Source organism: Ruegeria sp. G7 (assembly GCF_056535465.1).
Map to the genome: position 1 here is coordinate 3,201,924 of NZ_JBQFIL010000001.1, position 24,576 is coordinate 3,226,499.

General features: G+C 61.2%; 29 protein-coding genes and 1 tRNA gene. 17 read left to right on the forward strand and 13 right to left on the reverse strand.

Features of this window, described 5'->3' with window-relative positions:
- The first annotated feature begins 65 nt into the window (after nucleotides 1-65).
- Both ACR3EN_RS16085 and ACR3EN_RS16090 read left to right on the forward strand, forming a co-directional pair.
- A complete protein-coding gene (locus tag ACR3EN_RS16085) occupies nucleotides 66-1,004 on the forward strand; it encodes a nucleoside hydrolase (RefSeq protein ID WP_480819761.1) in 939 nt (312 codons plus the stop codon).
- The gene (locus ACR3EN_RS16090) at nucleotides 1,001-1,450 is read left to right on the forward strand and encodes a GNAT family N-acetyltransferase (RefSeq protein ID WP_480819760.1); all 450 of its coding nucleotides are present in this window, start codon (nucleotides 1,001-1,003) and stop codon (nucleotides 1,448-1,450) included. The genes ACR3EN_RS16085 and ACR3EN_RS16090 overlap by 4 nt, the downstream gene beginning before the upstream one ends.
- Here the strand turns inward: ACR3EN_RS16090 and ACR3EN_RS16095 are convergent.
- From ACR3EN_RS16095 to ACR3EN_RS16120, 6 genes are all read right to left on the reverse strand, one after another.
- Nucleotides 1,447-1,614 (reverse strand): hypothetical protein, encoded by a 168-nt coding sequence (locus tag ACR3EN_RS16095; protein WP_480819759.1) that lies wholly within the window; start codon nucleotides 1,612-1,614, stop codon nucleotides 1,447-1,449. The two genes, ACR3EN_RS16090 and ACR3EN_RS16095, sit on opposite strands and share 4 nt — an antisense overlap.
- Before the next feature lie 102 nt (nucleotides 1,615-1,716).
- Nucleotides 1,717-2,034, reverse strand: coding sequence for a hypothetical protein (locus ACR3EN_RS16100; RefSeq protein ID WP_480819758.1), 318 nt, complete (start codon nucleotides 2,032-2,034; stop codon nucleotides 1,717-1,719).
- A gap of 132 nt (nucleotides 2,035-2,166) precedes the next feature.
- A complete protein-coding gene (eno, locus tag ACR3EN_RS16105) occupies nucleotides 2,167-3,444 on the reverse strand; it encodes a phosphopyruvate hydratase (protein ID WP_480819757.1) in 1,278 nt (425 codons plus the stop codon).
- A gap of 137 nt (nucleotides 3,445-3,581) precedes the next feature.
- Complete coding sequence (locus tag ACR3EN_RS16110; protein ID WP_480819756.1) at nucleotides 3,582-4,460, reverse strand: DMT family transporter; 879 nt, start codon at nucleotides 4,458-4,460, stop codon at nucleotides 3,582-3,584.
- Nucleotides 4,461-4,595: 135 nt separating this feature from the next.
- Complete coding sequence (locus tag ACR3EN_RS16115; protein ID WP_480819755.1) at nucleotides 4,596-5,009, reverse strand: Fur family transcriptional regulator; 414 nt, start codon at nucleotides 5,007-5,009, stop codon at nucleotides 4,596-4,598.
- A gap of 71 nt (nucleotides 5,010-5,080) precedes the next feature.
- Nucleotides 5,081-5,779: an endonuclease/exonuclease/phosphatase family protein gene (locus ACR3EN_RS16120; protein ID WP_480843617.1), complete on the reverse strand. Its 699-nt coding sequence runs from the start codon at nucleotides 5,777-5,779 to the stop codon at nucleotides 5,081-5,083.
- A 190-nt stretch (nucleotides 5,780-5,969) separates the two neighbouring features.
- Here ACR3EN_RS16120 and ACR3EN_RS16125 point away from each other — a divergent pair, with 190 nt between their 5' ends.
- The gene (locus ACR3EN_RS16125; protein ID WP_480819753.1) at nucleotides 5,970-6,413 is read left to right on the forward strand and encodes a hypothetical protein; all 444 of its coding nucleotides are present in this window, start codon (nucleotides 5,970-5,972) and stop codon (nucleotides 6,411-6,413) included.
- 77 nt (nucleotides 6,414-6,490) lie between these two features.
- On the opposite strand, the gene ACR3EN_RS16130 is transcribed toward ACR3EN_RS16125, so the two are convergent.
- Nucleotides 6,491-7,909 carry a protein adenylyltransferase SelO gene (locus ACR3EN_RS16130; protein WP_480819752.1) on the reverse strand — a complete coding sequence of 473 codons (1,419 nt, stop codon included), beginning with the start codon at nucleotides 7,907-7,909 and terminating at the stop codon, nucleotides 6,491-6,493.
- Between the two features lie 87 nt (nucleotides 7,910-7,996).
- Between ACR3EN_RS16130 and ACR3EN_RS16135 the strand changes: the two genes are divergently transcribed.
- Nucleotides 7,997-8,416, forward strand: a complete 420-nt coding sequence (locus ACR3EN_RS16135) for a cupin domain-containing protein (protein ID WP_480819751.1) — start codon at nucleotides 7,997-7,999, stop codon at nucleotides 8,414-8,416.
- 4 nt (nucleotides 8,417-8,420) lie between these two features.
- Nucleotides 8,421-9,311, forward strand: coding sequence for a fatty acid desaturase (locus ACR3EN_RS16140; protein ID WP_480819750.1), 891 nt, complete (start codon nucleotides 8,421-8,423; stop codon nucleotides 9,309-9,311).
- 63 nt (nucleotides 9,312-9,374) lie between these two features.
- Here ACR3EN_RS16140 and ACR3EN_RS16145 read toward each other — a convergent pair whose 3' ends face one another.
- Nucleotides 9,375-10,502, reverse strand: a complete 1,128-nt coding sequence (locus ACR3EN_RS16145; RefSeq protein ID WP_480819749.1) for an anhydro-N-acetylmuramic acid kinase — start codon at nucleotides 10,500-10,502, stop codon at nucleotides 9,375-9,377.
- 255 nt (nucleotides 10,503-10,757) lie between these two features.
- Here ACR3EN_RS16145 and ACR3EN_RS16150 point away from each other — a divergent pair, with 255 nt between their 5' ends.
- Nucleotides 10,758-12,026, forward strand: coding sequence for an MFS transporter (locus ACR3EN_RS16150; RefSeq protein WP_480819748.1), 1,269 nt, complete (start codon nucleotides 10,758-10,760; stop codon nucleotides 12,024-12,026).
- 81 nt (nucleotides 12,027-12,107) lie between these two features.
- The gene (gene tyrS, locus ACR3EN_RS16155; protein WP_480819747.1) at nucleotides 12,108-13,352 is read left to right on the forward strand and encodes a tyrosine--tRNA ligase; all 1,245 of its coding nucleotides are present in this window, start codon (nucleotides 12,108-12,110) and stop codon (nucleotides 13,350-13,352) included.
- A gap of 85 nt (nucleotides 13,353-13,437) precedes the next feature.
- Here the strand turns inward: tyrS and ACR3EN_RS16160 are convergent, their stop codons facing one another.
- Entirely contained in the window at nucleotides 13,438-14,205 is a 768-nt protein-coding gene (locus ACR3EN_RS16160) for a hypothetical protein (protein WP_480819746.1), read from the reverse strand.
- Between the two features lie 171 nt (nucleotides 14,206-14,376).
- Between ACR3EN_RS16160 and ACR3EN_RS16165 the strand changes: the two genes are divergently transcribed.
- Together ACR3EN_RS16165 and ACR3EN_RS16170 are read left to right on the forward strand one after the other, a co-directional pair.
- Nucleotides 14,377-15,132, forward strand: a complete 756-nt coding sequence (locus ACR3EN_RS16165) for a 3-hydroxyacyl-CoA dehydrogenase (RefSeq protein ID WP_480819745.1) — start codon at nucleotides 14,377-14,379, stop codon at nucleotides 15,130-15,132.
- Between the two features lie 10 nt (nucleotides 15,133-15,142).
- Nucleotides 15,143-15,694: a sugar O-acetyltransferase gene (locus ACR3EN_RS16170; protein ID WP_480819744.1), complete on the forward strand. Its 552-nt coding sequence runs from the start codon at nucleotides 15,143-15,145 to the stop codon at nucleotides 15,692-15,694.
- A gap of 44 nt (nucleotides 15,695-15,738) precedes the next feature.
- On the opposite strand, the gene ACR3EN_RS16175 is transcribed toward ACR3EN_RS16170, so the two are convergent.
- From ACR3EN_RS16175 to ACR3EN_RS16185, 3 genes are all read right to left on the reverse strand, one after another.
- Nucleotides 15,739-17,547 (reverse strand): ABC-F family ATP-binding cassette domain-containing protein, encoded by a 1,809-nt coding sequence (locus ACR3EN_RS16175; RefSeq protein WP_480819743.1) that lies wholly within the window; start codon nucleotides 17,545-17,547, stop codon nucleotides 15,739-15,741.
- Between the two features lie 68 nt (nucleotides 17,548-17,615).
- A complete protein-coding gene (locus ACR3EN_RS16180; RefSeq protein WP_480819742.1) occupies nucleotides 17,616-18,350 on the reverse strand; it encodes a GNAT family N-acetyltransferase in 735 nt (244 codons plus the stop codon).
- A 95-nt stretch (nucleotides 18,351-18,445) separates the two neighbouring features.
- Nucleotides 18,446-18,922 (reverse strand): outer membrane protein assembly factor BamE, encoded by a 477-nt coding sequence (locus ACR3EN_RS16185; protein WP_480819741.1) that lies wholly within the window; start codon nucleotides 18,920-18,922, stop codon nucleotides 18,446-18,448.
- An 85-nt stretch (nucleotides 18,923-19,007) separates the two neighbouring features.
- Between ACR3EN_RS16185 and ACR3EN_RS16190 the strand changes: the two genes are divergently transcribed.
- The 8 genes from ACR3EN_RS16190 (at nucleotide 19,008) to ACR3EN_RS16225 (ending at nucleotide 24,322) form a co-directional block, all read left to right on the forward strand.
- Nucleotides 19,008-19,544 carry a YceD family protein gene (locus tag ACR3EN_RS16190; protein WP_480819740.1) on the forward strand — a complete coding sequence of 179 codons (537 nt, stop codon included), beginning with the start codon at nucleotides 19,008-19,010 and terminating at the stop codon, nucleotides 19,542-19,544.
- A gap of 205 nt (nucleotides 19,545-19,749) precedes the next feature.
- Complete coding sequence (rpmF, locus tag ACR3EN_RS16195; RefSeq protein ID WP_037316137.1) at nucleotides 19,750-19,956, forward strand: 50S ribosomal protein L32; 207 nt, start codon at nucleotides 19,750-19,752, stop codon at nucleotides 19,954-19,956.
- Between the two features lie 24 nt (nucleotides 19,957-19,980).
- Nucleotides 19,981-21,066, forward strand: coding sequence for a phosphate acyltransferase PlsX (plsX, locus tag ACR3EN_RS16200; RefSeq protein ID WP_480819739.1), 1,086 nt, complete (start codon nucleotides 19,981-19,983; stop codon nucleotides 21,064-21,066).
- Nucleotides 21,067-21,090: 24 nt separating this feature from the next.
- A complete protein-coding gene (locus tag ACR3EN_RS16205) occupies nucleotides 21,091-22,062 on the forward strand; it encodes a beta-ketoacyl-ACP synthase III (protein WP_480819738.1) in 972 nt (323 codons plus the stop codon).
- Nucleotides 22,063-22,158: 96 nt separating this feature from the next.
- A complete protein-coding gene (gene ihfA / locus ACR3EN_RS16210; RefSeq protein WP_008755922.1) occupies nucleotides 22,159-22,461 on the forward strand; it encodes an integration host factor subunit alpha in 303 nt (100 codons plus the stop codon).
- A gap of 18 nt (nucleotides 22,462-22,479) precedes the next feature.
- The gene (locus ACR3EN_RS16215) at nucleotides 22,480-23,043 is read left to right on the forward strand and encodes a MerR family transcriptional regulator (protein WP_480819737.1); all 564 of its coding nucleotides are present in this window, start codon (nucleotides 22,480-22,482) and stop codon (nucleotides 23,041-23,043) included.
- A 61-nt stretch (nucleotides 23,044-23,104) separates the two neighbouring features.
- Nucleotides 23,105-23,181 (forward strand) — tRNA-Pro (locus ACR3EN_RS16220).
- Between the two features lie 61 nt (nucleotides 23,182-23,242).
- Entirely contained in the window at nucleotides 23,243-24,322 is a 1,080-nt protein-coding gene (locus tag ACR3EN_RS16225; protein WP_480819736.1) for a 2'-deoxycytidine 5'-triphosphate deaminase, read from the forward strand.
- Between the two features lie 3 nt (nucleotides 24,323-24,325).
- Here the strand turns inward: ACR3EN_RS16225 and ACR3EN_RS16230 are convergent, their stop codons facing one another.
- Nucleotides 24,326-24,565: a hypothetical protein gene (locus ACR3EN_RS16230; RefSeq protein WP_480819735.1), complete on the reverse strand. Its 240-nt coding sequence runs from the start codon at nucleotides 24,563-24,565 to the stop codon at nucleotides 24,326-24,328.
- Nucleotides 24,566-24,576: the final 11 nt, after the last annotated feature.

Here is a 24,576-nt window from a genome sequence, read left to right on the forward strand (position 1 = left end):
CAACTAGACAAGTCGCGCAGCACTTGCGAGTGTCCGGCCCTCACACCCCCTCCGGGAGACCCCCAATGCCCCGCAAGATCATCATCGACACCGACCCCGGTCAGGACGACGCCGTCGCTATTCTGCTGGCCCTTGCCAGCCCCGAAGAGATCGAGGTGTTGGGCATCACCGCCGTCGCCGGAAACGTACCGCTGGAACTGACGGCCAAAAATGCCCGCATCGTCTGCGAACTGGCAGGCCACACGGATATTCCCGTCTATGCCGGATGCGACCGCCCCCTGAACCGTCCCCTTGTCACGGCCGAGCATGTGCATGGCAAAACCGGGCTCGACGGCCCCGTTTTGCCCGATCCGCAGATGAAACTGGCCGAAGGTCATGCAGTTGATTTCATCATCGACACACTGCGGTCGCATGAAGCCGGCACAGTGACCCTCTGCCCGCTGGGGCCGCTGACAAATATCGCTACAGCGTTCCAAAAGGCGCCCGATATCATCGAACGGGTGCGGGAGATCGTGCTCATGGGCGGGGCCTATTTCGAGGTCGGAAACATCACTCCGGCAGCGGAATTCAACATCTATGTCGACCCCGAAGCCGCTGATATTGTGTTCAAATCCGGCGCTCCCATCGTGGTAATGCCACTGGACGTCACCCATGACGCGCTGGTCACGCCGCACCGCAACGATGCCTTCCGCGCGCTGGACAGCAAGGTGGGCCATGCGGTTGCCGAGATGACCGACTTCTTTGAACGGTTCGACAAAGAGAAATACGGCTCTGAAGGGGCTCCCTTGCACGATCCCTGCGTCACCGCCTATCTGATCCAGCCGGACCTGTTCTCGGGCCGTCACATCAATGTCGAGATCGAAACCCAGTCCGAACTGACGCTGGGCATGACCGTCGCCGACTGGTGGCGGGTCACGGACCGCGCCCCCAATGCCATGTTCATGGGCGACGTCGACGCTCAGGGTTTCTTTGACCTGCTCACAGAAAGGCTGGCCCGCCTATGACCGCCGCTCTCCGCCTTGCGCGCCCGGACGATCTGGACCGCCTGATGGCGCTGGTTGCGGCGTTTCATTCCGAATCCGGCATCGCTCAGGATGACGAGAAACGCCGCAACGCGCTCACCCCATTGCTGGACGGCATACCGCATGGGTGCGTGTATCTGATTGGGCCGGGCCGCGCGCCGCTGGGTTATGTCATCCTGACATTCGGCTGGTCGGTCGAGTTCGGCGGCATGGACGCCTTCGTCGACGAAATCTACATCCGCCCCGCAGTCCGGGGCCGCGGCATCGCATCCGAAGTGCTGCAGGACCTGCCAAAGGCGCTGGCCGAGGCCGGGCTGACTGCCCTGCATCTGGAAGTCGACCGCAGCAACGAGACCGCGCAGAAACTCTATCTGCGCTCAGGCTTCAGACCGCGAGACCGTTATATGCTGATGAGCAAAGCGCTTTAACGCGACTCGCCCCGGAAAATGACGCCCGGATGAGGCATGTCCTTCACCGGATCGTTTTGCGAGACCTCCATCCCAGAGATCGGATAGGTCCCAGGTTCCGAGCACGCGGCCAGAACAGTGGTGCAAAGCACTGAAACAACAAGAAAAACTTTCGAAGCAGACATGATGTCCCCCTTTCTGCAATGCAGGCAGATTAAGGGGGTTTACGTTACGGCAATAGGAACAAGTTCACACATAACGATTTTTATGTCGTCTTTTCGCGCAACTCAAAGGCAGTTCTTTTTGAAGGTCCGCTCCATCGTCTTGAACTGCCTCTGCACGCGTTTGGGCTCCGGTAACGCCTTCAACTGATCCGTCACATTCTCGCCCGTGTACCAGGATTGGAACAGCAGCGCCTTGATATCGTCATCCAGAACCGTGTCCGCGACGTTATAGGTGCACAGGCATTCTTCCATCGTGATCTGCCCTGTTGGATCGGTTTCGATCATCTTCTGACAGACAGCGGACGGCGGATGATCCGCTAATGCGACCTGGGGCAATATGAACAGCACAGCAGCGCTAGTGACGAGTTTGACTTTAACCATGATGCTTCCCTTCCCCTGCGCCACACCGTGCCCCGTTCCAGCCAGCTTAGTCCGTTCGAGGCCAGGACAAAGCAAAAAAATAGCCCCGGCTGTTAAGCCGGGGCCATATCAGTCCTGAACCAAGAGCGGTGTTCAGCGCTTCAGGATCGATGCGCCCGCGTATTCTGCGACCTCGCCGAGCGATTCCTCGATGCGGATCAGCTGATTGTATTTGGCCAACCGGTCCGAGCGCGCCAGCGAGCCGGTTTTGATCTGACCACAGTTCGTCGCCACCGCCAGATCGGCAATCGTGGCGTCCTCGGTCTCGCCCGAGCGGTGAGACATCACGTTGGTATAGCGCGCCCGATGAGCCATATCGACGGCGCGCAGGGTTTCAGTCAGCGACCCGATCTGGTTCACCTTGACCAACATCGAGTTCGCGCAGCCGCGCTCGATCCCCTCGGCCAGACGCGCGGGGTTGGTCACGAACAGATCGTCGCCCACCAGTTGCACCTTGTCGCCCAGCAGATCGGTCAGCGCTTTCCAGCCGTCCCAGTCATCCTCGGACATGCCGTCTTCGATCGAGATGATCGGGTAATCTGCAACCAATGCCGCCAGATAGGCCGCATTTTCCTCTGAAGTCAGGGTCGTGCCCTCGCCCGCGAAGACGTATTTGCCATCTTTGTAATACTCGGTCGCCGCGCAATCCAAGGCGAGGTGGATTTCCTCGCCCGGTTTGTAACCCGCCTTTTCAATGGACTTTAGGATGAAATCCAGCGCCTCACGGGTGCTGGCGATATTAGGTGCAAAGCCGCCCTCATCGCCCACACCGGTGGCAAGACCCGCCGCCGACAGCTCTTTCTTCAGCGTGTGAAACACCTCGGATCCCATGCGCACCGCCTCGCGGATATTGCTGGCCGAGGTCGGCATGATCATGAATTCCTGAATGTCGATCGGGTTGTCGGCGTGTTCGCCGCCATTGATGATGTTCATCATCGGAACAGGCAGCACACGGGCAGAAGTGCCGCCGACATAGCGATACAAAGGTTGCGTGGTGAAATCCGCCGCCGCCTTCGCGGTGGCCAGCGAGACACCCAGAATCGCGTTTGCGCCCAGACGGCCCTTGTTCTCGGTCCCGTCCAGTTCGATCATCGCCTGATCAATCGCCACCTGCTCGGTCGCGTCGAAGCCCACCAGTTCCTCGGCGATCTCTCCGTTGACGGCGGCGACTGCCTCCAGCACGCCTTTGCCCATATAGCGGGATTTATCGCCGTCGCGCTTTTCTACCGCCTCGTAGGCACCGGTCGACGCACCCGAAGGCACGGCGGCGCGGCCCATGGTGCCGTCTTCCAGAATCACGTCCACCTCGACTGTCGGGTTCCCCCGGCTGTCCAGAATTTCGCGTGCGTGGATGTCGATGATCGTGCTCATGAGGCGCGTCCCTGTGGCTGCATTCAGTTGATCGCGTCATAGCAGCAACCAGCGAAAAGTAAACCAGGCCCGTTATCGCTAACATGGATAACTTGCGCGTTTGACCCCAATCTTCCCACAGTTTTTACGCGCAAGGATCAGGCGACGGCCATCTGCCGCACCAACCGGCGCTCGCGGACAAAGGTATACAGCCCCGATCCAATGATCAGTGTTGCCCCTGCCAAGGTCATCAGATCTGGGCGTTCATTGAACATCAGCATGCCCGCAATCATCGAAAACACCAGACGCGTGTAACGAAACGGCATCATGGCAGATGCCTCACCCACGCGCATCGCCGCGACGATGCCATAATATCCCAGCATGCTGAAAACCACTGCGGCCAGATAGGGCCCGACCTGGGTGCTCTGCACCGGAATCAACGGCTGGCCGGTGGAAATCATCAGAATGGCTCCGGCGAGGATCGCGGCGATGTAAGCCTGCATCGCAACCACGCTGGAGGCCACGCGCGCATCCAGTTTGCGCGTGATCAAGTCGCGCGCGGCAATCAGAAAGACCGTGGCGACGACAAGCAGGGTTTCAGGTTGAAAACCCTCAAGGCCCGGTCGGATGATCATGAGCACACCCAAAAAACCAACGCCAATCGCGCTCCAGCGACGCCAGCCCACGTTTTCACCCAGAAACAATGCAGCTCCCATGGTCACAGCCAGCGGCAGTGCCTGAAACACCGCAGCCACAGTGGACAGGTCAATCAAAGACAGCGCAGTCACGAACAACACGGCACCCAGCCCCTCGGACGCGGCGCGTGCCAGCGGTAAGGGGCCCCACGCGGCAGGTTCAAAGATGCGTTTGCGCGTCACCACGGACAAAAGAGCAAAGGCGAGACCGCAGACAATGCCCAGCGCAATCAGAATCTGTCCCGTCGGCACTGTGGCCGACAAGTGCTTGATGAACATATCCTCAATCGCAAAAGCCGCCATCGATCCGACAAGCAGCAGGATGCCGTTTACATTATTCATCGGTGCTTCCGTTGGGTTGGGCCGCATTCCGGCTGGCCTGCAACCAGCAAAGCCGTAACAGGCGCGACGCCGCAAGTCTTATTGCGACCTCTTTGATGAATTCCCGTGCGCGCAGCGATCGCGTTTCGTGATAGGTCAGTCCTTGTCGAGCGGTACGCCGTACAGCTCAAGCCGGTGGCCTTTCAGCCTGTAGCCGAGTTTGGCGGCAATCTTTTCCTGCAACGCCTCAATCTCGGGATCGACAAACTCGATCACCTCGCCCGACTGCATGTCGATCAGATGATCATGGTGATCGCGCTCGGCATCCTCGTAGCGGGCCCGACCATCGCCGAATTCCAAGCGCTCCAGAATACCCGCCTCTTCGAACAGCTTCACTGTGCGATAGACCGTGGCAATCGAAATACCGGAATCCTCGGCCGAGGCACGGGCATAGAGTTCTTCCACATCCGGGTGATCGGCGCTTTGCTGCAAGACCTGAGCGATGATCCGGCGTTGACCGGTCATCCGCAGGCCCTTGGCCTCGCAACGGGCGATAATGGTGTCGGACATGGTGACCCCCGGAACTCTTCGGATTTCCCTCTTAATATGTCTGCGCGCGCGGCGCCACCGACGATTTTGCCTCAGGCCGCACGGCGTAGGTCTGCCCAGACCGGCAGGTGATCCGAGGCGATATGCGCAGGTCGCGTGTCATGCACCCCGTGCAACGTCGCCTCAAGCCCTTGCCCCAGCGCGATTCTGTCCAAAGCACCAAGGGGCTGAGCGGCGGGAAAGCTTGGCACAGGTGGCAGGAACCGCATGTCGGGGGCCAGATGATCCAGCACCGGCTGGCGCGACCATTCATTAAAATCCCCGGCCCAGACAGTGGGCATCTGGTCGAGATCAGAATCACAGCGCCGGATATGCGTGATCTGCTGACGACGCGACGCAGACAGCAGCCCCAGATGCATCCCCAGCACGCGCAACGGGCCGATCTGAGTATCAAACTCGACTCGCACAGCCCCCCGAGGTTCAAACCCGGGCAAATCGTGATGCCCCGTCTGCCGGACCGAGATATGATCGCCGCGCCAAATCACGGCGTTGCCGTGCCAGCCCAAACTGCCCGCCCCGCCCAGATCGACGATTTGCCAACCGGCCTCATCCAGCATGAAATGCGGCAGCGCGGCAGGTCGCGGCGGCAGACGTTTGTCCGCCTCCTGCAGCACAACGATATCGGCTTGCATACTGTCGATGACCTGCATGATCCGCTGCGGTTGCCGACGGAAATCAAGCCCCACGCATTTCTGGATGTTATAGCTGGCAAGGCGCAGGGTACTGGGCATGTTCATCACGACCCGAACCTACACAACTGGGGCAAAGCTGTCATACAGGAAAATGCGCTGGTGACAGAATTGGCACACGGCTCGCACAACCATCGGTTTTGACTTGGCTGTCGAATACAACTCACCTAGCCTCCAATCACGACCCATTGAAACAGCTTGACCAAAAAGCGACCAATTCCGGAACTTATTGATGAAGAAGACTTATCGCACCCTTGCGGCCCTGTGTGCGGGTACGCTGATGATCGCAGCATGCGGCACCCCAGATCAGAGCGACAGAAGAATAGTAACAGTCCCCTACTCGGGCCATTACAACAATATCTCCGGAAAGCTTTCAGACGGCACACCGTTCGAAGGCGTCGCTTGGTTCAGCAGAAGCTCGACCAGAGGCGAGTTCTGCCTACAAGCGGATGATTTTGTCTGCTCTGGCGAGTTTTCGGCAGGACCATCGCGACGCATATCGGGTGATTTCGTCTGCTCGAACATGGTGACGGGCACATACCGGACCGAGAGAATTCAGAAAGGGTATTTCCTTGTCCCCATCGAAGCGCAAGGAGAGCTTTCGGACGGTCGAACCAGCATCGCCACATTCGCACCGCTAGAACAAGGCCGCGGCCAGACAACCTGCTATCGGTAGGGTTCGCCGTGTCGGCGCGGACAGCGCGCCGCCGGCTCGCCCGGCTTAGGCTGTCTTGACAGCCCGGCCGGGCAGGATCACGTCCCGCAGAACGTCGCCTGAACAACTTCGCTTTCAGCCGGAGGTCGCATCAGATCGACGGCATCCGGCTGATCCTCAAAAGGCCGGGACAGCACGACGCTCAGGCGCTGAAACGGGGTGTAATCCCCCCGCACCGCCGCTTCGATCATCTGCTCAACCCGATGATTTCGCGGAATAAACGCCGGGTTGGCCGCCGCCATCACCTGCGCCGGATCCTCTTCGCGCTGCACCCGCGCCCGCCAGCCTTCGGCCCATTGATCATACGCCGCCGGATCGGTGAACTGATCGCGCGCGCCCTGATCGCCCAGCGCCCAGAAGGTGTTGGTAAAGTCAGCAGCGTTTTGCGCCATCCGCGTCAACAGGTCCGAGATCATCTCAAGATCTCCATCCTCTGCCTGCACCAATCCGATCTTGGCCCGGAATCGCCGCAGCCACTCTGCCTGCATCAGATCCGGCATGGCGTGCACAATCTCGGTCGCCTCTTCAACGGCTGCCTCTTTGTCCTCATATTGCTGGATCAGCGCAGTCGCCAGCTGCGCCAGATTCCACACCGCAATGTCGGGTTGGTTGGCATAGGCATAGCGCCCCATCCGATCAATCGAGCTGTAGACCGTATTGGGGTGGTAACTGTCCATGAACGCACAAGGCCCATAATCAATCGTCTCCCCCGCGATTGAGCAATTGTCGGTATTCATCACCCCGTGAATGAACCCCACGCTCATCCATTGCGCAATCAGTCGGGCCTGCGCATCGCGCACGGCGCGCAACAGCCCCATAGGTCCCTCGGCATCGGGATAATGCCGCTGGATCGCATAATCCGTTAACCGCTTGAGGTTGTCTAATTGCCCGCGTGCTGCAAAAACCTGAAACGAGCCAACCCGCAGGTGGCTCTGTGCCACGCGCGTCAGCACGGCACCGGGCATCGGCCCCTCGCGCAACACACGCTCTCCGGTCTCGACCGCGGCAAGCGCCCGCGTGGTCGGAATACCCAGCGCGTGCATCGCCTCGGACACGATATATTCCCGCAACACCGGACCCAACCAGGCCCGGCCGTCGCCCCGCCGCGAAAACGGCGTCGGCCCCGAGCCTTTCAACTGAATGTCACGGCGAACACCATCCTCACCTACAGTTTCGCCCAAAAGCACGGCCCGGCCATCCCCCAACTGAGGATTGTAGGTCCCAAACTGATGCCCGGAATACAGCTGCGCCAACGGCTGCGCCCCCTCGGGCACCGCGTTGCCCGCAAAGGTCTCTGCCATCTCTTCAACCTCGCCCGGAGTGATCCTGAGCAACCGCGCCAGATCCGCGTTGAAGGCCACCAGACGCGGCGCACGCACCGGAACCGGCGCCTGCCGCGCAAAGAAGGTGTCGGGCAACCGGGCATAACTGTTGTCGAAGGGGATCGTCAGTGTCATGCGGCAAACATATGACCTTGAGGCGCAATTGCCATAGCGGATCGCGCCCGTGCGTGCATAATCACGGCAAACCCCAAAGGGACCGCCATGACCGCGCAAGAGATCATCGACCACCTAAACCTGCAGCGCCACCCCGAAGGCGGCTGGTTCCGCGAAACCTGGCGCGCCGATAACGCAGGCCGCGCCACCGGCACCTGCATCTATTTCTTGCTGGCCAAGGGCGAAAGCAGCCACTGGCACCGTGTCGATGCGACCGAGATCTGGCTCTACCACGCCGGTGCTCCGCTCATCCTGTCGCTGAGTGCGACCGATCACGGACCGGCAAGCGATCACCTGCTGAGCCCGGACCTGACCCATGGCGCACCGCAGGTGATCGTGCCCGAAGATCACTGGCAGGCCGCCCGCACCACCGGGGATTACACACTGGTCAGCTGCGCTGTCTCGCCGGGTTTCGAATTCAGCGGCTTCACCCTTGCTGCCGCAGATTTCGACATCCCCAGAAGCTGACCAGATGGACCACCGCAGCCTCATAGCCACCTTGCCTGCACAGACAAAATCCCAGCTCCAACAACGGTCCAACCGCGCCGGACTGACGCATCTTGCGCTCTACCTCGCTGCGCTTTGCCTCACGTCGTCAGGCATTCTGCTGCAAATCCCGCTGTGGCCAGTTCTGCTGGTCCCACAAGGCATCCTGCTGGTCTTCCTCTTCACCCTCAGCCACGAGTGCACCCATAAAACACCATTCCGCACGTGCTGGATCAACGAGACCGTCGGGCACATGGCCTCGATCCCCATCGCTCTGCCGTTTACATGGTTCCGCTACTTCCACATGGCCCACCACAAATGGACCAACCACCCGGAAAGAGACCCGGAACTGGCGGGCAAACCCCGCCCTGACAATTGGCCCAGCCTGATGCTCTACCTCAGCGGCGGCCCCTATTGGATCGCCATGGCGCGGGTCCTGTTCCAGAACGCCACCGGGCGGATCGATGCCGCCTACCTGCCATCCCGCCAGCACCGCGCGATCAGAACCGAGGCCCGCCTGCTCATCGCTCTTTACGCCCTCTGCGCACTCAGCCTGTTCTTCACGCCGATCCTCTTCTGGCTCTGGCTTCTGCCGGCCCTGATCGGTCAACCCGTCCTGCGCCTCTATCTCCTGGCCGAGCACGGCCTCTGCCCGCCTGTGGCGAATATGCTGGAAAACTCCCGCACCACCTTCACCAACCGTTTGATCCGGTTCATCGCCTGGAACATGCCCTATCACGCAGAACACCACGCCTTTCCAAACGTGCCGTTCCACCAGCTGCCAGTCTTCCACCAATGGACTCAAGCCCATCTGAAATCCGTGTCAAACAGCTATACCGAGTTCGCGACCGACTACGCCCGAACACTGAGAGATTAGATCCACTCTTCATCTGGCCAAAAATATCCCGGGGGAGTCGCGCAGCGACGGGGGCAGAGCCCCCTACCCGCGCGCCGCAACCTCCCGCGTCGGAGACGACACAACCCCGCCCCCAACAAGCGCACCAACCCCGGTTGTTCCGGGGCACGAGGTCGGCATCCCCCGCGCCACCCGCACGGCGAGATAGGCAAAGGCCTGCGCCTCCAGCATGTCGCCATCCAGACCCACAGCCTCGACAGGCTCCACCGGGCAGTCCAGCGCGACCCGCAGCATCTCCATCAACACCGGATTGCGCCGCCCTCCGCCGGTGACCAGCAGACGCGCGGGCGGCTTGGGGCAATGCTCCATCCCTTGCACCACACCCGCCGCACACATGCCCGTCAGGGTCGCCACCGCATCCGCATCGCTCAGTTCCTGCACCAACCCGATCATCTCGGCAAAATCATTGCGGTCCAGGGATTTCGGCGGCATCCGGTTGAAAAACGGCTCGGCCAGAAACAGCTCCAGCGCGCCGGTCTCGACCGTCCCGCCGCGCGCCAGCGCCCCGTCCCGGTCCATCGGCAGACCCAGCCGCGCCTGCATCAGATCATCCACCGGCGCATTCGCGGGCCCGGTGTCAAAAGCCAGCAACGCCCCCGGCGCTTCGGGCCCGTCAAAGACAGGGTCCACATAGGTCAGATTACCCACCCCGCCCAGATTCAGAAAACACAGCGGTTCATCCGCGCCAATCCACTTGGCACAGGCGAAATGAAAGAACGGCGCAAGCGGCGCGCCCTCTCCGCCCAAAGCCACGTCGTCGCTGCGGAAATCCCAGACAACCGGCAGACCCAAGGCCTGCGACAGGCCGATCCCATCGCCCACCTGCAACGTCCCGCGTCCGCGCGGCTCATGCGCCAAGGTCTGGCCGTGAAAGCCGATCATGTCGACCTCTTCAAACTCGGCCAGCGCCTCGGCATGGGCCAGCGTCACCAATTCACCCGCCGCCTCAACCTCAGCCCCGTGCCACTGGCCCAACGCCGCCCGCAGAACCGCGCGCTCGGCCTCGGAATAGGCGCGATAGCGGCTCTCGCCAAAGCCAAAAATCCGCTGCCCGTCGGTTTCGACCACAGCGGCATCCACACCGTCCAGCGAGGTCCCCGACATCGCCCCCAGCGCCCGGATCGGCCCGGTTTTTCCGTTGCTCCGGCTCACGCCTCTCTCCTGCTCAATCCCGCGCGTCCATCCGCGACGGCCCGCAAGAGCCACTCAACCAGACGCTGCACAAGTTTCAAACTGCCCCCAGACCCCAGTCCCTGACAAGACGCATTCACCGCAAAGCCGGTATTTTTCGGTCACAGACTCTGCAAAGGCACGCCCATGGGCAAGATTTTCGCAAGCCAATTTCTGAACTTATGTAATATGACGCAAGAAACCCCTGATGCATCTGACAGAACACAGCGCCGAGACATGGAAAAGAACACCACAGCCCCGGTGGAAAACCGCAACTATCAGCTGATCTTCTGGTCCGGCGCGCTCTCCACGATCGGAGGGCAACTGGTCAATCCCCGCCTTGTTCTGCCCTTCCTCTATCTGGCGCTCGGGGCACCCACATTCGTCGCCAGCCTGCTTCTGCCCTTCGTCACCGCAGCGCGGCTGATCGCGGAAATCTTCGTCTCACCCTTCGTCAACCGCGTCACCCGCGCCAAGCTGGCGGTCTATATCCCCAACCTGCTGACCGCGCTGATCCTGTCCGTCGTGGCGCTGTTCGCGACCGGACTTCCGCAACTGCTAGTGGTGCTGCTGTTTCTGACCACGGCGATTGTGATGGGCCTGTGTCAGGGCATCACCAGCCTCGGCACCAGCCAGATTTACGGCGTTTCGATTCCCGACCACAAACGCAACCGCATGGTATTTGCGCAGGCCACGATCTCGGGCGCGCTGGCCATCGCGGTGGTGTGGCTGACCAAGGACCTTCTGGTCTCGGACCAGCCCATGCAGCGCCATATCGTCGTGATGTGGTGCGGCGTCTTCGCCATGTTCGCCGCCGGGATCAGCTTTGCCGGGGTGCGCATCTTCGAAGACGACCGACCTGCCCCCAAACCCACCGCCAAGCCAAAACCGCTGGCGGAACTGGCCACCGGGTTCAAAACCGGCATGGCCTACCCGTGGTATCGCAAGTTCCTGCTGGCGCGGCTGATCTTCATCTCGGTCGAACTGGCGATGCCGTTCTACACCATCCACGCAGCAACCTATCACGTGGGCACCAAACACTCGCTCAGCTATTTCGTCATCGCTGCCAGTGCCGGGATGGTGATCGGATCGCTGGTCTGGGGCTGGCTCAGCAGCCGCATCTCGGTCAAACCGGTGATGTGGATGGGCTGCCTGATCTCGGCAGCGTCTGCACTTATGGCGCTGGGCTTCACACTGATGGGCTATGCGCAGAACGTCCAGCTTTATGCGCTGGTGATCGGCCTTCTGTCGCTGGGCGGTAACGGAGTGATCTATGGCCGCTACCTCTACGTCATTGAGATGACAGACGAAAAAGAGCGCCCCTACCTCGTCGCCCTCGGCGATGTCAGTGCCGGGCTGGTGGGGATCGTCTTTGCCGCCATCCTCGGCGCGGTGGCGCATCTGCACGATCCGATCACGCCGATTTTCGCACTGGCGGCGCTTAATCTGGCAGCCATGGCCTATGCCATGGGCCTGCCCGCGACGACCGCGCAGAAAAAGCCCTGACAGCGGCTGAAAAACGCATCTTTTCCTTACCCACCCCGCCGCCTATACAGTGCCCCGCAACATCAACCCAAAGGGCACGATATGACCTACCACCCCAAATCGGATTTCATCGCCACGATGATCGAGCGCGGCTTTCTCGCCGACTGCACCGATTATCAGGGCCTTGATGAGGCGCTGATCAGCGGGGTGCAGACGGCCTATATCGGTTATGACGCCACCGCGCAGTCGCTGCATGTAGGTCACCTGATGAACATCATGGTGCTGCGCTGGCTGCAAAAGACCGGCCACAAACCGATCACCCTGATGGGTGGCGGCACCACGAAGGTGGGCGATCCCTCATTCCGCTCGGACGAGCGCCCCCTGCTGGGTCCCGAACAGATCGACGCCAATATCGCCGGGATGCAGAAGGTGTTCGCCAAATACCTGTCCTATGACGACAGCGACACCGGCGCGCTGATGCTGAACAATGCCGAATGGCTCGACAGCCTGAATTACCTCGATTTCCTGCGCGATATCGGGCGGCATTTCTCGGTCAACCGGATGCTGTCCTTCGAGTCGGTGAAATCGCGTCTGGACCGCGAGCAGTCGCTCAGCTTCCTCGAATTCAACTACATGATCCTGCAGGCCTATGACTTCCTGGAGCTGAACCGCCGCTATGGCTGCGTTCTGCAGATGGGCGGCAGCGACCAGTGGGGCAACATCGTCAACGGCATCGACCTGACCCGCCGCGTGCTGGATCACGAAATCTACGGGCTGACCACGCCGCTGCTGACCACCAGCGATGGCCGCAAGATGGGCAAATCGCAGGGCGGAGCCGTCTGGCTGAACGGCGACATGCTGAGTGCTTATGAGTTCTGGCAGTTCTGGCGCAACACCACTGACGCCGATGTGGGCCGGTTCCTGAAAATCTTCACTGAACTGCCCGTCGACGAATGCGACCGTCTGGCCGCGCTTCAAGGGTCCGAGATCAACGAGGCCAAAATCCGCCTCGCCAACGAGGTTACAACCCTACTGCACGGGGCCGAAGCCGCAGCGACTGCCGAGGCCACCGCCCGAGAAGTGTTCGAAAAAGGCGGCGTGGGCGAGGACCTTCCGACCTTGACGCTCAGCGCCGCCGACCTGCCCGCCTCGATCGTGCAGATCATCGTCAAATCCGGCCTCGCCAAATCGGGCAAAGAGGCCAAGCGCCTGATCGCCGAGAACGGAGCCAAGCTGGACGACGCCCCCCTGACCGATGCCGGCCTGATGATCGACGCGGGCGCACTGTCCTCACCGATCAAGCTGAGCGCCGGCAAGAAGCGGCACGCGCTGGTACAGCTGGGCTAAACCCAGACCGCAGAAACGAAAAACGGCCACCGTGATCGGTGGCCGTTTCCAATTCTGCCAAGGCATCATGGCCGGATCAGCGCATTCACTTGCTCTTACCCTTGCCTTTGCCGCCTTTGCTTTTGCCTTTGGACTTACCGCCCGATCTTGCGGCATCCGCCCGGGCGCGCGCAGCCTCGGCTTTGGCGCTGGCTTTTGACCGCGCCGCGTCAGCCCGGGAACGGGCAGCCTCGGCCCTGTCATTGCCGTTCCCCTTGGCGTTATCACCGCCGCCGCCGCCAGCACCACCGCCGCCGCCAGCATCACCGCCGCCACCAGCACCACCGCCGCCGCCAGCACCGCCGCCGCCACCAGCTCCACCGCCGCCGCCAGCACCGCCGCCGCCGCCAGCATCACCGCCGCCACCGGCACCACCGCCGCCACCAGCACCGCCGCCACCGCCAGCACCACCGCCGCCACCAGCACCACCGCCGCCACCAGCACCAGCGCCACCGCCGCCGCCAGCGCCGCCATTCCCGTCAGAGTTCCGGTCCTCACCGCGTGCAGGCGTGGCCCGCGCAATGCTCGCAGTCGGCAAATCCGTCAGCAGCCCGGCCAAACCCGGACACTGTGCCCCTGCGAAGCCCAGAACCGTTTCAAAATCCGACCGCCGTTGAAGACGCTTGAGAAAACTCGGTGTCACCTGCGCACAGTCGCAAAGCCCCGCGTAGTTCCCGGCATTTGCCAGATCCCGCGCCGTTCGTCCGTCGCAAATCTCTGGCGCGGCCATCGCGCTGCCACTCATCATAACCCCCAAAACCGGAGCCGCCACCATCGCACCCAGTGCGTGCTTCACATTCGTTAACAAAACCATATCGGTACCTCCTGAATGTCAAACACGGTGCTTGGGTAAACTGTTCATTCACGAAACAGAGACCCATGCGTGAACTCTCAGTCCGAGCCTTTTCGCAGGCTTAAAACAGTAGACATCCGCCGTTCGATCCGGTTATTGAACATCTGTTCATATACCCGGGAGGTACCGACGATGCAGCTATCCACCACCGCCGCCGTGATCACCGGCGGCGCATCGGGTCTGGGCGAGGCCACCGCCCAACATTTCGCCGAACAAGGTGCGCGGGTGACGATCTTCGACCGCGATACCGTGCGCGGCCCGCAAATCGCAGCCGAAATCGGCGGGCATTTCGTGCAAACCGATGTCACAGACGAGGCGTCTGTTGCGGCAGCCATCCAGCAGGCTGTCCAGTCGATGGGCAAAATCACCGCCGCCGTGAACTGCGCCGGTATCGCCATAGGAGCCAAGACAGTTGGCCGTGACGGCCCGCACCCCCTCGACGCTTTTCAACGTACCATCGACATTAATCTGGTTGGCAGTTTCAACGTCGCACGCCTTGCCGCCGCTGAGATGGCCAAGAACGATCCCGAACCCGATGGCGCGCGGGGTGTGATCATCAATACCGCATCCATCGCGGCCTTCGATGGGCAAAAAGGCCAGGCGGCTTATGCGGCCTCGAAAGGCGGTGTTGTTGGAATGACGCTACCGATGGCTCGCGACCTGGCATCGACGGGCATCCGCGTGATGACCATCGCCCCGGGCATCTTCATGACCCCGATGCTGGCCGGCCTGCCGGACGAGGTACGGGCGCAACTGGCCGCTGACGTCCCCAACCCACCCCGTCTGGGTGACCCGCGCGAATACGGACGGCTGGCCGGGTTCATCGTCGAGATGGGCTATCTGAACGGAGAGGTCATCCGCATCGACGGCGCCCTGCGGATGCGCTAATTCTGCAGGCATGAGCGAACGACAGAAAATGGCGGATGGGGCGTGGTACACCTGCCTTGACCCGGAACTGGAACGCATGCGCCAAACCGCGCGCCGCGCTGTTCATGCCCATAACACCTGTCCCCCGGATGAACGCGGCGGCGTTGCGCCCGAATTGGCCACACTGTTCGCCGCGCTCGGGCAAGACTGTTTCATCGAAGCCCCGTTTCACTGCGCCTATGGCATTAATCTCTCATTGGGCGACCGGGTCTACCTCAACGCAGGCTGCACCATTTTGGACAGTGCCCCGGTATGGATCGGGAGCGGTACGATGCTGGGCCCCAACGTGCAAATCTACTGCGCCGAGCACGCCAAGGACCCGACGCAGCGCGCCCAAGGCCTCGAAATCGCCCGCCCGGTGAGCATAGGCGAAAACGTCTGGATCGGAGGTGGCGCCATCGTCCTGCCGGGTGTTTCCATCGGCGACCGCGCAATCATAGGTGCAGGTAGCGTTGTGACGAAACCAGTGCCCCCCGGTGAACTGGTCGTTGGCAATCCAGCCCGTTCGATCGAACCGCGTTAAGACCGGTTTGAGGTCATTTCAGCGCAAAAGCCTTATACATCGCGTTATTCTGCTTCGGCTTTCTCTTCCAGCATCAGCCATTCCTCCTCCGCCGCCGACAGTTTTTCCTGCCGCTCAACCAAAGCTTCAGTGGCCTTCTGGAACTTAATCGGTTCGCGCGTGAAGAGCTGGGGATCGGACATTAGGTCTTCCAGCTTGGCAATCTCGGCCTCAAGCCGCGCAATCTCGGCTGGCAGTTTCTCAAGCCGGTGTTTTTCCGAGAATGACAGCCCCGTTTTGGGCTTCGTCTCTTGCTTCACCTTCGGCTTTGAAGATTTTGTTTTATCTTCTTTTTTCTCAGAAACATCGCCACGCTGAGCGACATAATCGGACCAGCCGCCGGCATAAACGGTGGCGCGCCCGTTGCCCTCCATCGCGATGGTCGTCGTGGCCACACGGTCCAAAAAATCCCTGTCATGGCTGACAAGCAGAACGGTCCCGTCATAGTCGTCCAGCAATTCCTGCAGCAGATCCAGCGTTTCGACATCCAGATCGTTTGTCGGTTCGTCCAGCACCAACAGGTTCGATGACTTCGCCATCAGCTTCGCCAACAGCAATCGCGCTTTTTCCCCACCTGACAAGGACTTAACAGCCGCCCTTGCTTGCGCATCGTCGAACAGAAACTCCTTGAGATACCCCACTACATGCTTGGGCTGACCGCCGACCATCACCTGATCGGCCTTGCCCGAAACCCGCATTTCGGGATCGCCTGTCAGGCTGTCCCACAACGTCATTTCCGGGTCCAACTGCGCGCGCGCCTGATCGAACACCGCAATTTCAAGGTTGGTGCCCAGCGAGACGCTGCCCTCATCCGGTTCCAACTGACCCAACAGCATTTTCAGCAGCGTGGTCTTGCCCACGCCATTGGGCCCGACAAAGGCCACACGATCCCCGCGCTGAACCAGCAGATCGAAATTCCTGACGATCTGCTGCGCGCCAAACGCCTTGGAAACCCCATTGGCCTCAATCACTTTACGGCCCGATTTAGGGCCGGACTCCAATGTCATAGCAGCCGAACCCTGACGTTTGATCTGCGCCGCCTTCTCGGCCCGCAGCGCCTGCAAGGCGCGCACCCGGCCCTGATTGCGCTTGCGCCGCGCACTGATGCCTTCGACGGCCCACCGCGCCTCGGACTTGATCAGGCGGTTCAGCTTGTGGCGCTGCTGGTCTTCTTCCTCCCAGACCTTGTCGCGCCAACCCTCAAAGGCCTCGAACCCCTGCTCCTGCCGCCGCACAACGCCGCGATCAATCCACAAGGTTGCCCGAGTCAGCGCCCGCAGAAACGCCCGGTCGTGCGAAATCAGAACGTAAGCCGCCCGCGTCGCGCCCAGCTCGCGCTCGAGCCACGCGATCGCTTCGATGTCCAGATGGTTCGTCGGCTCGTCCAGCAGCATCAGATCTGGCGCTTCGGCCATCAGCTTGGCCAGCGCCGCTCGCCGCCGCTCGCCGCCCGATGCGGTCTCGACTGCGCGTTCGGGGTCGAATTTCAACCCCTCGCCGGCGCGCTCGACCTTATACAGTTCCCCCGGATCCAATCCGCTTGAGGCATAGTCACCCAGCGTCGCGAACCCCTCCATCCCCGGGTCCTGCTCCATGTAACCGGCGGATTTTCCGGGTGGAATCACGATGCTCCCCTGATCGGCCTCGACCAGCCCGGCCATCACTTTCATCAGGGTCGACTTGCCCGAGCCGTTCCGCCCCACCAGCGCAACGCGATCACCCGGTTGAACCACCAGATCAAGATCGGAAAACACCGGATCGCCCCCGAAGGTCAGGGAAATGCCGGACATCTGCAACAAAGGAATTCTCGCCATGCCCGCCAGCTAAACCGGTGGACACAAGGCGTCAACGCCCCTGCTTCACCTTTTCATAAATACTCAAATCATCCGGCCACCGCCCGCAACAGACGTTTGCGTTCGGCGGGAATCGCCCCGATCTCAAGCCCGGTAAACACATGCAGCGTGTTCATATGCCGATCCACAACCGCATGATCGCTGACCCAACCGCCCATCAACAGATAGGTTCGCAGCAGCGGCGGCATCCGCAGCATCGCTTTTTTCACGTCCGGGCGACGGCGCAGCCGTGCCGCAAAACGGAACACATCCGGTGCCTTCACCCGCGGCAACCAGCGTTTGGGGGCCAGATGGCGATGCTTGAGAACGGCAAAGGCATCCAGATACTCGTCCGTCTCGGTCCCTGCGAAGGACGAACAGCCAAACAGCATCTCGATCTCGTTCTGGTCCACATAGGCCGTCATCGCACCCCACGCGACACGCAGAATATCCGGGTCGCTCAACTCGGGATGGACGCAGAAGCGGCCCATCTCGACCATGCGGCCCGGAAAGCCCTGCAATGACGAAAGATCGTAGAACTGCGCTGAATAGCTACGCCCGATCTCGGCACCATCCTGCATTGTCAGCATCCGAAAGCAGCAAACCAACCGACCCGCCGCCTGAATATCTTCGACCAGCACATGCGCGCAGTGCACATCATGGGCATCGCGATCCGGCTGGTTCGTGCCAAAGGACAGCGTCCGCAGCGCCTGTGCGGACGCCACATCCTGTTCGCTCGCGGCCAGCCGGGCGCGATAGCGGCCTTTGTTCAGTAAATCTGTCATCGCCGCCCCCGCGCTTGCTGATGGGTTCACGTTCGCGTTGCCTCTAACACAATACGTGTAACTGAGGCGTGACCAATGCAAGCGCGCCGAACGATTTAGCCGCCAAGTCCCGGCAGGTTTGCCGGGTTGAAGTTGCCAATGTTTCCAAGCAGCTGGCGCAGGAACCCTTTGTCTTCGACGTTCGAATCCGTCACGCGACGATCCAGCACGACGACATATCCGTCTTCCAGCCCGAACCGTTCGATATTGCGCACGACCCCTCGCTGATCAAAACTGATGGCCACCAATTCGCGTGAGACGACCTCGGGCCGTCTGGGGCCAGAGGTGCGGATGCGCGAGGCGACATAGTAATAGCCTGAATCCCGGACCACACCGGCAGAACTGGGGGCTCCGATGGTCTCTTCGACGGTTTCGCGGGTATCGACACCGACCGTGATCTTGGCCAGATCCTCTGGCGGCGGCACATAGCCGTGATTCTTGAAGATCGGCGAACATGCGCCTGCGACTGCCAGACAGGCCACAAAGACAAGCGTTTTCGACGCTGGTTTCAACCTGTTCACACCCTTCAACATGCGCACCCTCTTGCGTTGGTCCGTTGCGGACCCTATCCGATTACATCAAACCGCAGCCCCGGTTCAACACAGGAAAGACTCACGAATGAGCAACCCGACATCTTTGCGCGTCGCCGACCTGCCGCAAAACGCGCCGACGCCCTTTGAACTGCGCCCGACCGGCGAGGCGCTCGAGGCGATCAAACTGGAACTTGGCCTGCTCGGCCTGCGCAAACTGAGCTTTGTGGGGGCGTTGCGGGCACAAGGCAAACGTGACTGGGTGCTGGACGCCAAACTGGGCGCGACGGTGATCCAACCCTGCGTTGTCACGCTGGAACCGGTCACCACACGCATCGACACCCCTGTGACCCGTGTGTTTCTCGCCGACTGGACCGACCCGGACGAACCCGAGTTCGAAATCCCCGAAGGCGACGAGACCGAGCCTTTGGGCGCCGAGATCGACCCCGCGCAGATCATGGCCGAGGCGCTGTCGCTGGCCCTGCCCCAATACCCCCGCAAGGACGGGGCCGAACTGGGTCAGGCGGACTATACCGAGCCGGGCAAACAGGCCCTGACGGACGAGGATGTGAAGCCCTTCGCCGGTCTGGCCGGACTGCGCGATGCGCTGAAAAAAGACGAGTGACAGGGGGCTGATTTCCTGTCATAGCAGGCGGCCAGAAAAACCGCTTGAACATGCCGAGAATCGCAGTATTTTCGCGCGCTCATTGGATTTTGGGTTGGACATTGCGGGGCAAGCCCCTTAAACGCGCGTCAAACCACGAGAAAACGAAGAACGTAACCCGGCTGGCGGCGAATCTGCTGGCCCATATCAGACAAAGGTTGAGACCATGGCCGTCCAACAGAACAAAGTTTCCAAGTCGCGCCGCAACAATCGCCGCGCACATGACGCTCTGGTTGCTGCAAACCCGAACGAATGCGCAAACTGCGGCGAGCTGAAGCGCCCGCACCACGTCTGCGCGTCCTGCGGCCACTATGATGACCGTGAAGTCGTCGCTCAGGCCGACGAAATCGACCTGGACGAAGACGCGGCCTAAGCCTGATTGGACGCAGGCCAAGGCATGACGGATCAGCCCACGCAGACCGGACGGATCACCATCTCGGTTGACGCTATGGGCGGAGATTCGGGCCCTGCCGTCGTTGTGGCGGGCATTGCCAAATCTGCGGACAAGAACCCCAATATCGGGTTCATCCTGCACGGTCAGGAACAGGAATTGCGCAAGCTGGTTGCCAAACGGCGTGTCCTTGACGGGCGCGTCGTTTTTCGTGATTGCCCCGACGTGGTCACGATGGATGACAAACCCAGCCAGGTGGTGCGCAGCGGCAAGAACACCTCGATGTGGTCGGCGCTGGAAGCGGTACGCGCGGGTGAAGCCCACGGCGCGGTGTCGTGCGGCAATACGGGCGCGTTGATGGCGATGTCGATGCTGCGGCTGCGCAAGCTGCCCGGCGTCAACCGCCCTGCAATTGCGATCCTGTGGCCCTCGCGCAATCCGCAGGGATTCAACGTAATGCTGGACGTGGGTGCAGACGTGCGCGCCGACGCCAAGGACCTGCTGCAATACGCGCTGATGGGGGCCTCTTATGCGCGCAACGGTATGGCGCTTGGCCGTCCGCGCATCGGGTTGCTGAATGTCGGCACCGAGGAACACAAAGGCCGGGCCGAGTTGAAAGAGGCCCATGCCATGATCTCGGACTTCGCGGATCAGGCGAATTTCGAATTTGTGGGCTTTGTCGAAGGCAGCGACATTCCCGGCGATAAGGCCGATGTGATCGTCACGGACGGTTTCACCGGCAATGTCGCGATCAAAACCGGCGAAGGCACCGCCAACCTGATCGGAGACCTTCTGCGCCAGGCGTTCAAGTATTCTCCGCTCTCGCGTCTGGCCTCGGTCCTTGCGATCACATCGCTGAACCGTCTGAAGAAACGGATCGACCCGCGTCAGGTCAATGGCGGCGTCTTTCTGGGTCTCAACGGCACCGTGGTCAAATCCCATGGCGGAGCAGACGCCACCGGCGTTTCGGCGGCGGTCAAACTGGCCTTTACGCTGGCCGAATCCGGTTTCTCGGAAAAATTGGCGGCACGGGTTGCATCAACAGCCGCGCTTGCACAAGATGCGGCCCATTCCGTGTCTCAATCGGAATAATAACAAAAAAGGCAGTACCCCAGTATGGCAGGCCGTTCAGTTGTTGTAGGTGTCGGGCATTATTTACCGGATCGCGTTGTGCCGAACGCGGAATTCGAAAAAACGCTGGATACCACGGACGAGTGGATTCGCAGCCGATCCGGGATCGAGCGTCGCCACTTCGCCGCTGATGACGAAACCACATCCGATCTGGCCACCAAGGCCGCCGAAGCCGCGCTGGTGGACGCCGGGCTGACCGCTGATGATATCGACGCCATCGTGCTGGCGACCTCGACCGCCGACCTGACCTTCCCCTCTGCCGCCACCATGGTGCAGGCGCGACTGGGCATGACCAAAGGCTTTGCCTTCGATGTGCAGGCCGTCTGCGCCGGGTTCGTCTTTGCGCTCAGCAACGCCAACGCGCTGATCCTGTCGGGTCAGGCCAAGCGCGTGCTGGTGATCGGGGCCGAGACATTCTCGCGAATCATGGACTGGACCGACCGGTCGACCTGTGTGCTGTTTGGCGATGGCGCGGGCGCGTTAGTGTTGGAAGAACAGGACGGCAAAGGCACGCCCGACGATCGCGGCATTCTGGCGACCGATCTGAACTCGGACGGGCGCTACAAGGATCTGCTCTATGTGGATGGCGGGGTTTCGACCCAATCCACCGGGCACCTGCGGATGCAGGGCAATCAGGTCTTCCGCCACGCGGTCGAGAAGCTGGCCCGCACCGCCGAGGTCGCGCTGGAGCGCGCCGGCCTGACCAGCGATGATGTCGACTGGATCGTGCCGCATCAGGCTAATATCCGCATCATTCAGGGCACCGCCAAGAAAATGGGCCTGCCGATGGACAACGTCGTCGTCACCGTTCAGGACCACGGCAACACTTCGGCTGCGTCGATCCCACTGGCCCTGTCCGTTGGCAAAGAGCGCGGGCAGATCAAGCAAGGCGATCTGATCGTGACCGAGGCAATCGGCGGAGGTCTGGCCTGGGGCGCGGTTGCCCTGCGCTGGTAACCGGCACAATCCGGCTTACAAAGCCGCCCGCAATTCATTGATATTGACAGCGAATTTTGCATCGCCATATGCTTGCCCATCAACAGGGGAAAAAGCATGGGCGACAAAACACTGACCCGAATGGATCTGAGCGAGGCTGTCTTCCGCGAGGTTGGCCTGTCACGCAATGAAAGCGCGCAATTGGTCGAAAGCGTATTGAACCATATGTCTGACGCGCTGGTGCGCGGTGAGCAGGTCAAGATTTCGTCTTTCGGGACCTTCAGCGTTCGGGACAAAACCGCCCGTATCGGTCGCAACCCCAAAACCGGCGAAGAAGTACCGATTCAGCCGCGCCGCGTGCTGACCTTCCGCCCGTCGCACCTGATGAAGGATCGCGTCGCAGCCGGGAACCGCAAGTAAGTTCAGGACGTCCGTGTTATGAGTAAGTCCCCCGACGCATTTCGCACCATCAGTGAAGTTGCGGATTGGCTCGGAGTGCAGGCTCATGTGCTGCGATTCTGGGAAAGCAAGTTCACGCAGGTGAAGCCCGTCAAACGGGCCGGAGGGCGGCGGTATTACCGCCCCAACGACATGCGCCTGCTGGGCGGCATCAAGAAATTGCTGCACGAAGACGGGATCACCATCAAAGGTGTTCAGCGCATCCTGCGCGAGCAAGGCGTGGCGCATGTGGCGTCGCTGTCCCCTGCGATGGACGACGACACGCCCGAGACTGTCGCCGACAGCACCGTTGTCCCCTTCACCGCCAAGCCGGCAGATCAGATCAACATGGATCTGGGCGAGCCCGTCCAGACCCCTGTTGCAACTTCCCCGGAACCGCCGCGGCAACTGGATGAGGTTGATGCGGCCCCGTTGATGGGGGGAATCGCCTCTCTGGCCTGGAATCGGGACGAGTATGACGATGCGCTGCTGCATCAGATCGCACCCATCGCCAAGGACCTGCGCAGGTGGCTGGACCGGGTCGAACACCACGCGGCGGGATAGCAAAAAAGGCGATGATTTCCTCTTGCCCCTGCCGGGAAAGTCTTTATGAACACCTCAACGTCGGGCTATGGCGCAGCCTGGTAGCGCGTCCGTCTGGGGGACGGAAGGTCGCAGGTTCGAGTCCTGCTAGCCCGACCAAATCACACCGACGTTTATGGCACATAGGCCAGATCCCGCTCTGGCAGCAGAGGGGATCGAGATGACAGGTGTTTGCCCAAACCAGCAGCTTGAGGCGATGATCGCGCGTGGCGAGATCACCGCAAGCCCGGATGTAATCCCCGCTCAGGTGCAACCCGCCAGCCTCGACCTTCGTTTAGGAACAGTGGCTTACCGCGTGCGCGCCTCGTTTCTGGCGGGTGAAGGGCGCTCGGTTTCCGACCGTCTGGCTGAGTTTGAGATGCACCGCATCGACATCACCGACGGCGCGGTTCTGGAAAAGGGCTGCGTCTATCTGGTGCCGCTGATGGAATCGCTGGCCCTGCCCGATGACGTCAGCGCGGTGGCCAACGCCAAAAGCTCGACCGGGCGGCTGGACCTGCTGACCCGCACTATCACCGATGGCGGGACCGAGTTCGACCGCGTCCCCGCAGGCTACACCGGCCCGCTTTATGCCGAGATTTGCCCACGGTCGTTCTCGGTTCTGGTGCGTCCGGGGATGCGCCTGAACCAGATTCGGTTCCGCAAGGGTCAGGCGGTGCTGAGTGACACAGAACTGACCGCGCTGCATGGCCAGACACCTTTGGTAGACGGGCCGGCCGTCATTCAGGACGGGTTGGGCTTTTCGGTTGACCTGCAACTGCCGGACACCGATCTGGTCGGCTATCGCGCCAAGCCCCACACCGGCGTGATCGATCTGGACCGGATCGGGGAATACGATCCGCAGGAATACTGGGAAGAGGTGCACACGAAGGACGGACGCATCATTCTGGACCCCGGCGCGTTTTACATTCTCGTTAGCCGCGAAGCGGTCCACATCCCGCCGATGTACGCCGCCGAAATGGCCCCCTATCTGGCTATGGTGGGCGAGTTCCGGGTGCACTATGCTGGTTTCTTTGACCCGGGCTTCGGTCATGCCGAGGCCGGTGGCGCGGGGTCACGCGGCGTACTGGAAGTACGCTGTCACGAAGCACCCTTCGTGCTGGAACACGGACAGGTTGTCGGACGGTTGGTCTATGAGAAAATGGCCGAGATGCCAACGCAGCTATATGGCGCTGGCATTGCCTCGAACTATCAGGGTCAGGGCCTGAAACTGTCCAAACATTTCAAGCCCGTAGGCTAATCGTCAGAACTTCATGAACCGGCGCATCTGACGGGACACCTGCTTCATCTGCTTTGCACCCTGTTTCTGGCGCGCGGCGGTCTCATGCATCTGGCGATCAGCTTCCGGGCTGCCAGCGCCCGCTGACTGGTCAGGTTTACGGCCCACGCGGCTGGCCATATCAATCCCCTTGTCGACCCCATGGTTTACAAGACGGCGCATCACCTGGCGCACGATCATATCGATGATCCGATTGGCATTCATTCGCTTAACTC